This window comes from Noviherbaspirillum sp. (assembly GCF_036846085.1).
GTDB lineage: Bacteria > Pseudomonadota > Gammaproteobacteria > Burkholderiales > Burkholderiaceae_D > Noviherbaspirillum.
The window spans coordinates 1-11,780 of record NZ_DAIUCO010000171.1 but is presented as its reverse complement, the minus strand read 5'-3'; the positions used below and the strand labels follow the sequence as shown (position 1 = coordinate 11,780).

General features: G+C 63.7%; 8 protein-coding genes and 1 pseudogene. 8 read left to right on the top strand and 1 reads right to left on the bottom strand.

Annotated elements, in window-relative coordinates:
* Nucleotides 1–833: DMT family transporter (locus tag V7080_RS17880; RefSeq protein WP_334189749.1), on the bottom strand; the 833-nt coding region annotated here is incomplete at its 3' end.
* Between the two features lie 240 nt (nucleotides 834–1,073).
* On the opposite strand from V7080_RS17880, the gene V7080_RS17875 reads away from it, so the two are divergent.
* The 8 genes and pseudogenes from V7080_RS17875 to V7080_RS17840 all read left to right on the top strand — a co-directional run.
* Complete coding sequence (locus V7080_RS17875) at nucleotides 1,074–1,790, top strand: ABC transporter ATP-binding protein (RefSeq protein WP_334189748.1); 717 nt, start codon at nucleotides 1,074–1,076, stop codon at nucleotides 1,788–1,790.
* A 67-nt stretch (nucleotides 1,791–1,857) separates the two neighbouring features.
* Nucleotides 1,858–3,363, top strand: a complete 1,506-nt coding sequence (locus tag V7080_RS17870) for an ExeA family protein (RefSeq protein WP_334189747.1) — start codon at nucleotides 1,858–1,860, stop codon at nucleotides 3,361–3,363.
* 129 nt (nucleotides 3,364–3,492) lie between these two features.
* Nucleotides 3,493–5,298: a type II secretion system protein GspD gene (locus V7080_RS17865; RefSeq protein WP_334189746.1), complete on the top strand. Its 1,806-nt coding sequence runs from the start codon at nucleotides 3,493–3,495 to the stop codon at nucleotides 5,296–5,298.
* Complete coding sequence (locus V7080_RS17860; RefSeq protein ID WP_334189745.1) at nucleotides 5,298–6,899, top strand: tetratricopeptide repeat protein; 1,602 nt, start codon at nucleotides 5,298–5,300, stop codon at nucleotides 6,897–6,899. Before V7080_RS17865 ends, V7080_RS17860 begins: the two co-directional genes overlap by 1 nt.
* A 30-nt stretch (nucleotides 6,900–6,929) precedes the next feature.
* Nucleotides 6,930–8,633, top strand: a complete 1,704-nt coding sequence (locus tag V7080_RS17855) for a GspE/PulE family protein (RefSeq protein ID WP_334189744.1) — start codon at nucleotides 6,930–6,932, stop codon at nucleotides 8,631–8,633.
* The gene (locus V7080_RS17850; protein ID WP_334189743.1) at nucleotides 8,633–9,838 is read left to right on the top strand and encodes a type II secretion system F family protein; all 1,206 of its coding nucleotides are present in this window, start codon (nucleotides 8,633–8,635) and stop codon (nucleotides 9,836–9,838) included. Before V7080_RS17855 ends, V7080_RS17850 begins: the two co-directional genes overlap by 1 nt.
* A 3-nt stretch (nucleotides 9,839–9,841) precedes the next feature.
* A complete protein-coding gene (locus tag V7080_RS17845; protein WP_334189742.1) occupies nucleotides 9,842–11,389 on the top strand; it encodes a hypothetical protein in 1,548 nt (515 codons plus the stop codon).
* A gap of 2 nt (nucleotides 11,390–11,391) precedes the next feature.
* Nucleotides 11,392–11,780 (top strand): annotated as a pseudogene (locus tag V7080_RS17840) (hypothetical protein); the annotation flags it as partial.

The following is an 11,780-nucleotide window of genomic DNA, read 5'->3' as shown; positions in this document are numbered from 1 at the left end:
ATCCCCACCCACGCCCAAAAATCCGGCGCATGCCGGAACACCATCCAGCTCATCACCGCCGCAAAACCGATCTGCGTATACGTGAACGGCATCAGCGACGCCGCCCCCATGCGGCTGAACGCCATGATTAACAACAGGTGACCGGTGGTGCCGATCAGCCCGAGCGCACACAGAAGTCCGATCTGCGACGCCGACAGGTTCGCAAACATCGCCGGCAGCGCATCGCCCTGCAAAATGAGCAAGGGCGCCAGCAGCACCGTGCCGATCACCCCGGTGTAGAACTGCGTGGTATGCGGATTTTCCAGCGCGGCAAGGCGGCTGGTCAGAAGACTGTAGGCAGAGGCAGCCACCATGGTCACCAGCGCCACCAGGGCGGAGGCGCCGAACAGGCCGCTGCCGGGACGTATCACCACCAGCGTGCCGATGAAGCCCCCGCACACCAGCAACCAGCGCACTTTTCCTACCGGTTCATTGAGGAACCATGCGGAGATTGCGGTGACCAGCACCGGCGACAGCATCACGATCGCCGTGAACTCCGCCAGCGGCAGCAGCTTCAGTCCGAAAAACGCCAGCGCGCTGATCGACAGAAGGAGTACGCCGCGCAGCAACTGGAAACCGGGATGGCCGGTTCGGAATCCGCGCACGCCATACTTGCGCCATACCCACAGCGTCATCACGCCGGCCTGCAGGGTGTATCGCGACCACAGCACCATCACCACCGACATGAAGGCACTAAGGTATTTGGTGCCGGCATCCATCGTCGCGAACAGCAACGCGGAAAGAACGATCATGCCGATGGCGGAAGGGGAATGGCGTGCGGATGTGTGAGGCATGGCCGTCATGATAGCGGAGGACGGCATGCGGCGATGCGCACGTCAGGCCGTCGATTGCCTCTCTGATCGCGGCATTGCCGGCGCATGACGGATGGCGGCTGACGGAATGACAAGACGCTTGGCGCGGCCGTTGTCAACGATGACACAGGCGCCGATTCATTCCTATACACCCGGATTGCCTGTGGTTACAATCTGGCCGATATCCTGCGCGGGAATCCGCAACCATCCGCAACCGAAGACATGACAGCCGTCGCATTGAAATTTCAAGAGATCGTTAAACGCTACGGGAAAAAAACCGCGCTGCGCGGCGTCAGCCTCGACATCGGCAGCGGCGAATTTTTCGGCCTGGTGGGCATGAACGGTGCCGGCAAGACGACGCTCATCAAGTGCCTGTTCGATTTCTGCGCCGTCGACCAGGGCGCGATCGACATCTTCGGCGTCAGCAACCGCCGCACCGAGTCCCGCCGTCCCATCGCCTTCCTGCCCGAACGCTTCATGCCGCCCTATTACCTCACCGGCCGTGACTTTCTTGGCTATGCGCTGAAGCTGCAGGGCATCGCCTACGACCAGGCGGAAGCCGAAGCGACGCTGCGTTCGCTCGATCTCGATCCCTCGGCGCTGACCCGGCCGGTGCGTTCTTATTCAAAAGGCATGACGCAGAAGCTCGGACTGTCAGCCTGCTTCATGGCGCGCAAGGAGCTGTACATCCTCGACGAGCCGATGAGCGGACTCGACCCGAAGGCACGGGCGCTGCTCAAGGCGCGGCTGCAATCGATGCGCTCGTCCAACCGCACCCTGTTCTTCAGCTCCCATGCCCTCGCCGACGTCGAGGAGATCTGCGACCGCATGGCGATCCTGCATGACGGCGAGCTGCGCTTTGTCGGCTCGCCGGCGCAGTGCCGGGCCGAGTTCGGCGCCGACACGCTCGAGCAGGCATTCATGAAATGCATCGCATGAACGGCTTGCATGCCGGCCTTGCGCAGCAGTCGGCATCGATGAACTTCCTATTGAAAGCCAGATATCCATGTACCTCTCGCACTTCGGCCTGAATCAGTCCCCCTTCGGCATCACGCCCAATCCGGCATTCTTTTATGCGGGCAGCAAGCGCGGCGAGATCCTCGAAGCGCTGATCTATGCAGTCTGCCACGGCGAAGGCATTGTCAAGGTGACAGGTGAAGTGGGCAGCGGCAAAACCATGCTGTGCCGGATGCTGGAAAGCCTGCTTCCGGCCAATGTGGATGTGATTTACCTCGTCAACCCGACGCTGGCGCGTGACGAAGTGGTGTACGCCATTGCCTCCGAACTCGGCATTGCCACCGCCGGCCTGCGCCCAGACGAAGTGATCCGCCTGCTGCAGAGCGACCTGATCACCAGGCATGCGGCGGGTCGGCAGGTCGTGCTGCTGGTCGAAGAAGCGCAGGCGATGCCGCTCGAAACACTGGAGGAAATCCGGCTGTTCTCCAACCTCGAAACCGCCCACCACAAGCTGCTGCAGATCGTGCTGTTCGGCCAGCCGGAACTGGAAGACAGCCTCAATCTGCCGAACATGCGTCAGCTGAAGGAACGCATCACCCACAGCTTCAAGGTGCCGCCGCTGCCGCTCGATGTGATCCCGGAATTCCTGATGTTCCGCATGCGGGCCGCCGGCTACCGCGGCCCGGATGTATTCAGCAAGGGCGCGATCCAGCTGATCGCGTCGGTCTCCGAAGGCATCGTGCGGCGCATCAGCATCCTGGCCGACAAGTCGCTGCTGGCCGCGTTTTCCGACAACAGCCATGCCATCCTGCCGCAGCATGTGAAGGCGGCGATCCAGGACAGCGAATTCTCCAATACGGCATCGCGGAAATGGCGGCGCAACGCGGCGCTCGGCGCGGCAATGTTTGCCGGCCTGATGGCAGCCGCCACGGCGGGCTGGACCCTGAGACCGTCCGGGACACCCGCGCCTGTGGTAGCGCCGTTGCCGGCGGCGGCTGCCGCAATGGCACCCGCCGCCGCACCCGCTGCACCAGTGGCGATGCAGAATCCGGCACCGGTTTCCGCGCCCGTTGCCGTCGCATCGCCCCTTCCCGCTTCCGATCCATCCCCCGATGCGCCTGCCGCACCAGTGACCGCCCCAGCGGCGCCGCAGGCATCCGCGGCACCGGCAACTCCCGCAAGCCCCGCAGCGACGGAGTCGCTGCTGCAGCAACGCCTCGCCGCGACGCGCGCGCTGCTCGGCAAGGACGGGCAGGACAGGATGTACACGGTACAGATTGCCCTGATGGCCACCGACAATCCGGTGCAGATCGAGCGCTTCCTGCGCAAGGCGGAAGGCGAACTCGGTGCGGACCGGCTATTCGTGTATCCGACCCGGATCGGTGACGGAACCCGTTACGGCGTCGCCTACGACAGCCTGGCTTCCCGGACGCAGACGCTGGACGCCATCGCGGGCCTGTCGAAGGAATTCGGCTACCGCCCGCAGCTGCGTACTTTCGGCGGCATCCGGGCGGAAATCGAACGATCGAAGGTGGAATCGTTGTGGGATAGATAAGTTTTCCTGTGGCTTTGCCGCACAGGCGTGCGAATTCATTCTGCCAGGAAAGGTTTTCTGTCTTAGAATTGGCAAGCTGCAACATCCTGTTACAGCAATCCGCCTACAAGAACCAACGACAAAGCGCCAATGATCAAAGCGGCCACCTCTCTTTGCGGATGTCTCCTGCTGACGGCTTGCGGAACGCAGCCCGCGGTGCCGTCCGCCGGCCACCTGATGCAGGCGCCGCAGGCCGCAGGCAGCATTCCGCAACCGGTGCAGCAAAGCCCGTCGCTGAAGCCGCCCAAGCCGGCGCCGAAGGCGGAAACCTACAGCGTCACGGTGCACAAGGTGCCGGTCCAGTCGCTGCTGTTCGCGCTGGCGCGCGATGCCAAGCTGAATATCGACATCCATCCCGACATCGAAGGCCATGTCACACTCAATGCGCTCGACCAGACGCTGCCGCAACTGCTGAACCGGATCTCCAGGCAGGTGGATATGCGCTACGAACTGGACGGCCCGAACCTGGCGGTGCTGCCGGACGCGCCCTTCCTGCGCAACTACCGCATCGATTACGTCAACATCTCGCGTGACAGCAGCAGCAATGTCAGCATCGCGACCCAGATCAGCTCCACCGGCACGGATAACGGCATCGGCGCCGGCGGTGGGGGTGGAGGCGGCGGGAACAACAATTCCACCACGTCGGTGACCAACAAGTCGAACAACCGGTTCTGGGAAACGCTGGTACAGAACATCAAGGACACGCTGCGCGAAACGGACAAGATCCTTCCGGACGGCGATGCAACTGCCGAACAGGATGCAGCGGCAAACACCGCCGGCAATGGGGCCGCGCCGGCGCGTGGCGCCGCACCGAAAGCCGGCGCCACAACGGCGCCGCGCCGCAACACTTATCGGGAAGCGGCATCGGTGATCGCCAATCCCGAAACCGGACTGATCGCGGTACGGGCCACCAGCCGCCAGCATGAAAAAATCCAGGAATTCCTCGACCTCGTGATGTCGAGCGCCAAGCGCCAGGTCATGATCGAAGCAACGGTCATCGAAGTGCAGCTGAGCGACCAGTACCAGCAAGGCATCAACTGGTCGCGCGTGGGTACCTATAACGGCGGCCCCGCTTCCATGACGGAGACCATCGGCGGCAGCGTCAACCTGCCGTCCGGCGTCATCACCGGCACCACGCCCGGCCTGCTGACCCTGCGCTACGCCAATCCCACGTCCGGACTCGGCAACATCGCCGCCACCATTCAGCTGCTGGAATCGTTCGGCAAGGTGAAGGTGCTATCGAGCCCCAAGATCAGCGTGCTCAACAACCAGACCGCGTTGCTGAAGGTAGTCGACAACCGTGTCTATTTCACTTTCAGCTCGGTCACCACTTCGGGGCAGGTCGGCATCGCGCCGCTGACCACCTACACCTCCGAAGTGCATACGGTGCCGGTGGGTTTCGTGATGAGCGTGACGCCGCAGATCGCCGACAGCGACGAGGTGACGCTCAACGTGCGCCCGACCATCTCGCGCATCATCGGCTATGTGCAGGACCCGAACCCGGCGCTGTCCAGCGCATCGACACCGGTCGTCAGCAACGTTCCGGTGATCCAGACGCGGGAGATGGAGTCCGTGCTGAAGGTATCGAGCGGCCAGATCGCGGTCATGGGCGGACTGATGCAGGATTCAATCAACAACGCCAAGGATGCTATTCCCGGTGTGAACAATGTGCCGCTGTTGAGCGATGTGCTGGCTTACCGGAACGAGAATTCGAGCAAGACCGAACTGGTGATCTTCATGCGTCCCGTCGTGGTGAAGGACGCCAGCCTGAACGGGGACTACCGTGAATTCCGCGACTACCTGCCGAACCGCGACCGGCCGCTGAACAACCCGCCCTACGGAACACCGGCACCCGTGCCCTCGATTGCGCCGCCCGCGGCAAACGGAGCCGGCTGATGAGCTTGTTGATGCAGGCACTGAAGAAGGCGGAGCACGCGAAGCAGAAGCAGGACGTGCCGCGCGACCCGCTGCCGGTTGCGGAACCGGTAGCCGCGGAGAAGCTGTCCGAAATGTCGCTGTTTCCGATGGAGGCGCCGCTGCCGCAGTACCAGCAGGCGGAAGCCGCGCCGGCATCCGCCATCGTCCTCGCACCGGTTGTCACTCCCGCCGGATTGGCGCCGGAACCCGCATTAACGCCGATCGTACCGCCGTCCGCCGGGTTCCCGACGCACGAGGCTCCCGCCGCGGCGCAAGGCATGGATCAGCCTGCGCACGACGCTCATGAGGCCACTGCGACGCAGAACGACGCCCTTGTCTCTACCCCCGCCGCAAAGACCGAGCCGGCGCAGCCTGCGAGGAGTCCCACCAACCGGGTCACGCAGCAGGAAGCCGCGGATCGGCAGCAGGCCCTCGAAGACAGCAAGAAGGTGTTGCTGGCCCAGCAACAGGCAAAGGCCGTTTTCTCTTCCAAAAAGACGGAGAAGAAGCGGCGCACCGGTACCCTGGCAGGACTGGGACTGGTGACTGTCGGCCTGTTCGGCGGTGTATTCACCTATTACTATATGCAGCTGTCCGGGACCGGCGTGAACCAGTATCCCGCCCTCACGGCCAGCCCGGCGCCCGCCGCCGCGCCGCCGGCTGAAAATACCGTTGCGCCGGCGGCTGGCCAAACCGCCGAAGCTGCCGCGCCGGTGGCCGCAGTCGCCACGGTGGTGCAGGCTGAGCAGCCGACCTCGCCCATGCAGCAGCCGCCTGCCATCGCGCCGTCCTCTCAGGCTGTCGCACCGAAGACCAGCGAGGTCCGCAGCGATGCCAGGGTACCGGCCGCCGTCCTCCCCGCGTCACCTGCGTCCGCTTCCCCTGCCACGCCGGTTACAACGCCTGTACCGGCCAATCCGGCGGCAAAGGAAAAGCGCGCGCCGGCGGACGATGGCGCGGTCGAGCAGGCGCTGATCCAATTCAAACCCGGCACCAGGGTGAGCACGGCCAATCCCGGCTTGAACCAGGCCTACCAGGCGTTCATCGCCGGCGAACTCGGTTCGGCGCAGCAGCAATATGAACGGGTGGTCCAGCGGGAGCCGAACAATCGCGACGCCCTGCTCGGTCTTGCGGCCATCGCCGTCAAGCGCCAGCAGCCGGAACAGGCCGCGTCCCATTACGTGCGGCTCCTCGATGCGGACCCTTCGGACGGCGAAGCGATCGCCGGGCTGGTCAGCCTGAACCAGGGCGACCCCAACCAAAACGAGAGCCGCCTGAAAAAAGTGCTGGCCCAGAATCCGCAGTCCGGGGCGGCGCTGTTCGCGCTCGGCAACCTGTATGCGCAGCAATCCCGCTGGCCGGATGCACAGCAGACCTATTTCCGCGCCTACACGACCGCGCCGAACAACCCCGACTACGCATTCAACCTGGCCGTCAGCCTCGACCGCCTGAACCAGGGCAAGCTGGCGCTCGATTACTACCAGCGCGCGCTGGCGCTCCATTCGGCAAGCCAGGGCAACTTCAGCCCGGCGTCGGTCCAGGGCCGGATCGCCGAACTGCGTATCGCCGCGGACCAATAACCATGAAGCCCAGCCGTTCCTGACCCCGCCATGGCAGAGAAACCAAAGCTGCCCCTGGGCACCCTGCTGATCCAGAAGGGCGTCATCACCGAGGACCAGTTGCGCATCGCGCTGACCGAGCAGAAGCGCAGCGGCATCCCGCTCGGCAAGCTGCTGACCCAGCTCGGCTTCGTGACCGAGGCGATCGTCCGCGAGGCGTTGAGCGAAAACCTTAACCAGCAAAGCACCGACCTCAACAACATCGTCGTCGACGCCGCCGCGATCAAGCTGATTTCCAAGGAAGTCGCCAAGCGCTATCGGGTTTTCCCGATGGTGTACGACAAGCAGCAGCGCACGCTGATGCTGGCAATGGCCGATACCAGCAACATCGTGGCGCTGGACCAGATCAGCGCGATGCTCGGCAAGGATATCGGCGTCAAGCCGATGCTGGCCGGCGATTCGGAAATTACACGGGCGATCGACCAGTATTACGGTTTCGAACTGTCGATCGACGGCATCCTGCAGGAGATCGAAACCGGCGAGATCAACCTGCAAAGTTACCAGTCGACCTCGGACGAGTACAGCCAGCCGATGGTGCGCCTGATGGATGCGCTGCTGGCCGACGCGGTGCAGCGCAACGCCTCCGACATCCACTTCGAACCGGAGGAGTTCTTCCTGCGCATCCGCTACCGGATCGACGGCATCCTGCGCCAGATCCGCAGCCTGCACAAAACCTACTGGCCGGCGATGGCGGTGCGGCTGAAGGTGATGAGCAACATGAACATCGCCGAGACCCGCGCGCCGCAGGACGGCCGTATCTCCATCAGCTTCTCCGGCCGCCAGATCGATTTCCGCGCCTCGGCGCAGCCCACCACGCATGGCGAAAACGTCGTGCTGCGTATCCTCGATCGCCAGAAAGGCATTGTCCCGCTCGACGGCCTCGGACTGCAGGACAACGAACTGATGCTGCTGAAGCTGATGATCGCCCGGCCCGAAGGCATCATCCTCGTGACCGGTCCGACCGGCAGCGGCAAGACCACCACCCTGTATTCGGTGCTGAACCACATCAACACCGAAAGCGTCAACATCATGACGCTGGAAGACCCGGTCGAATACCCGATGCCGATGATCCGCCAGACATCCGTCAACGAGTCGGCTAAGATGGGATTCGCCAGCGGCATCCGCTCGATGATGCGGCAGGACCCGGACGTCATCCTCGTCGGCGAGATTCGCGACAAGGAAACCGCCGAGATGGCGTTCAGCGCCGCGATGACCGGCCACCAGGTCTATTCGACCCTGCATACCAATTCCGCCATCGGCGCCATCCCCCGCCTGCTGGACATCGGCATCCTGCCCGACATCATGTCCGGCAACATCATCGGCATCATCGCCCAGCGCCTGGTGCGCCGGCTGTGCCTGAAGTGCAGGGACCCGCACGAAGCCGACGAAGTCGAGCGGCGCCTGCTGGGCCTGAAGGACGACCAGCCACCGGCCACGGTGTACCGCGCCGTCGGTTGCCCGCATTGCGACCACCAGGGTTACAAGGGCCGCCTGTCGATCATGGAGCTGCTCAAGATGAACGGCGACATGGATGACCTGATCGCCCGCCGCGCCACGCCGCGCGAACTGAAGAGCGCCGCATTGGCGAACGGTTTCCGCCCGCTCGTGGAAGACGGCGTGCGCCGGGTGCTCGAAGGCTCGACCTCTCTGGACGAGGTGTCGCGCGTGGTCGACCTGACCGACAGGCTGGGCTGATGGCACGCTACGCCTACCAGTCGATGAATGCCGCCGGCAAGATGGTGCGCGGCAGCATGGAGGCGGCCAACCTGCCGGACCTGGAATTGCGCCTCAAGCGCATGGAACTCGATCTCATCGACTGCAAGCTCCAGGGGCAGAAGGCCTTCCGCCAGCGGCGCGGCAAGGTCAGCCGCAAGGACCTGATCAACTTCTGCTTTTACATGGAACAGCTGTCCGGCGCCGGCGTGCCGATGCTGGAAGGCCTGGCGGATCTGCGCGACAGCATGGACAACCCGCGCTTTCGCGGCGTGGTCGCTGACCTGATCGAAAACATCGAGGGCGGCGCGCAACTTTCCGAGGCGATGAACCGGCATCCGCATATTTTCGACAAGACCTTCACCAGCCTGGTGGCGGCCGGCGAACAGAGCGCGGAAATCACCGAGGTGTTCAAGAACCTCGCCGACAACTTGAAATGGCAGGATGAACTGGCGTCGCAGACCAGGAAAGTGCTGATGTATCCCGCATTCGTCGGCACCATCGTGCTTGGCGTGACGATCTTCCTGATGATCTTCCTGGTGCCGCAGCTCACCGGCTTCATCAAGAGCATGGGGCAGGATTTGCCGTTCCACACCAGGGCGCTGATCTTCGTGTCGAACGTGTTCATCAACTACTGGTATGCGGTGCTGGCGACACCCGTGCTGATTTTCATCGGCATCAAGCTGCTGCTGCACAACAGTGCGGAGGCCCGCTACAAGGCGGCCGGGTACAAGCTGCGCATTCCGCTCATCGGCCCCATCCTTTACAAGATCATCCTGGCGCGCTTCGCCACGTTCTTCGCGCTGCTGTATGCGTCCGGCATCACCATCCTCGACTGCATCCGCCTGTGCGAGGAGATCGTCGCCAATGAAGTGGTCGCGAATGGCTTGCGCCGGGCGCGGCAGGCAATCTCCGACGGCCAGGGCGTCACCGCCGCCTTCCAGAGCATCGAGATATTTCCGCCGCTGGTGATTCGCATGCTCAAGGTCGGCGAGGCCACCGGCTCGATGGATACGGCGCTGCGCAACGTCAGCTATTTCTACAACCGCGAGATCAAGGAAATGATCGAGAAGGTGCAGTCGCTGATCGAACCGGTGATGACCGTGATCCTCGGCCTGATCCTCGGATGGATCATGCTGTCGGTGCTCGGTCCGATCTACGACACGATCAGCAAGGTGAAGGTCTGAACCGTGCGCAAGAGACTTCTCTACCTGACGAATATCCGGCTGACCTCCTTCATGTGGGACGGCAAGGCGTTGTCCGAAGAGGCGGCGTTCGAGAACGACGAGCGCGGCTGGCGGATGTTTTCGGATTTTCTTGCCGATGCAGACAATCTTCCGGCCAGCCTGCTGACAGACCTGATTGAAGAGGATTTCCAGCGCGACGCCATTCCGCATGTCATGGGCAAGGCGCGCCGCACCTTCCTCCAGCGCAAGCTGGGCCAGCTCTACCGCGAAACGCCCTATACCCACGCCAGTTTCCAGGGACGCGAGAAAGAAGGCCGCAAGGACGACCGCTTCCTCTTCAGCGCCATCACGAATGTCGAACTGCCCAAGCCATGGCTGCATGCGCTGCTCCGGCACAAGGTGCCGCTGGCCGGCATTTACTCGTTCGCGCTGCTCAGCCCGCTGCTGTTCGACAGGCTGGACGCCGGGGACGGTCCGGTACTGCTGCTGACCCACCAGGCCGGCGGATTGCGGCAGAGCTACTTCCATGATGGGCGGCTGCGCTTCAGCCGGCTGACGCCGCTGGCGGAATTCAGCTTCGACAGCTTCACCGACGTGGTGGTGAACGAAACCACCAAGACGCGCCAGTTCCTCGCCAGCACCCGGCAGCTTGCGCGCGGCGAGCGCATCGACATCATCATCGTTACCGCCGCCGACAATGTCGCCGAGCTGCGGCAGCGCTGCGAAGATACGCAGGACGCCTGGTATCACTTCGTCGATCCGGAGGAAGCGGCCGGCCGGCTTCGCCTGAAGTTTGGCGAAGCGCCGCGTTTCTGCGAGCCGCTGTTCCTGTCGCTGCTTGCGCAGAAAGCACCTGCCGGCCATTACGCGCTGCCGGAGTCCAGCCGGTTTTACCGGCTGTGGCAGGCGCGCATCGCACTCTACACATTGAGCGCCGCGGCACTTGCCGGCGGCGTGCTGTCGGCGAGCGCCAGCAGCTGGGATGCCTACGAGGCGTCGCAGGAAATCCGCCGTCTGGAAGCGGAAACCCGTTCGTCGGACGCGCGGTACCAGGCGCTGATCAGCAGCATGCCGGCCATCGTCGCCAACGCGAACGACATGAAGCTCGCGGTGGACATCAACCGCATGCTGGCGCGCAATGCACCCGAGCCGGCGCCGCTGCTGCGCATCATCGGCAAGGCCTTTGACAGCGTGCCGCAACTCCAGCTGAACCGGCTGCACTGGCAGGCAAAGGAAGGTGACGCGCCCGCCGATCCCGGCGCCGTTGCAACCGATGCGCAGCCACCGGCGGCAATGCTCGGCATTCCCAGGCCTCCGCAGCAGGCGGTGATACTGGAAGGCGAGGTCACCCCGTTCAACAATGACTACCGGGCTGCGCTCGGTCATGTGCAGCAACTCGCCGCCGAGCTGGGCAAGAACAAGCAATTGCAGGTGGCGATCAGCCGTGCGCCGCTGGATACCAGCCCTGCCAGCACCTTGCAGGGGCAGGCAGGCAGCAGCGATGCCACCGTAAGGGCGGAATTTGCCCTGAAACTCGTGTGGAAGCCCTGATCATGGCCCAGAACGCTCCCTCCCCGAAGCAGGACGCGTCCGGCGGCAAGAACGTCGTCGACGAGCCTTCATTCCTCAAGGACGATTTCCCGTTCATCCGCAAGGCCAGCATTGTCTTCGGCGCCAGCGCCGCGCTAGCGGTGTTGCTGGCGGGAGGAACGGCATACGTCAACCAGCGCCATCAGCAGATGAAGACCGACGCCCAGCAGGTGCGCAACCAGGCATTCGACAAATTCCAGCAGGCCAGCACCGAGAAGCAGGATGCGCAGGAGTACCAGCCGAAGTTCGTGCAACTGCGGGAGCGCGGCTTCGTCGGCGACGAGCGCCGGCTGGACTGGATCGAATACGTGCAACGAAGCCAGGAACCGCGCGGCCTCCTGCCGATGACCTA

Bases quoted from the DNA above. Each gene is read 5' to 3' on its own strand.
- V7080_RS17875 (WP_334189748.1), top strand. From the start codon at position 1,074: ATGACAGCCGTCGCATTGAAATTTCAAGAGATCGTTAAACGCTACGGG.
- V7080_RS17870 (WP_334189747.1), top strand. From the start codon at position 1,858: ATGTACCTCTCGCACTTCGGCCTGAATCAGTCCCCCTTCGGCATCACG.
- V7080_RS17850 (WP_334189743.1), top strand. From the start codon at position 8,633: ATGGCACGCTACGCCTACCAGTCGATGAATGCCGCCGGCAAGATGGTG.
- V7080_RS17855 (WP_334189744.1), top strand. From the start codon at position 6,930: ATGGCAGAGAAACCAAAGCTGCCCCTGGGCACCCTGCTGATCCAGAAG.
- V7080_RS17860 (WP_334189745.1), top strand. From the start codon at position 5,298: ATGAGCTTGTTGATGCAGGCACTGAAGAAGGCGGAGCACGCGAAGCAG.
- V7080_RS17865 (WP_334189746.1), top strand. From the start codon at position 3,493: ATGATCAAAGCGGCCACCTCTCTTTGCGGATGTCTCCTGCTGACGGCT.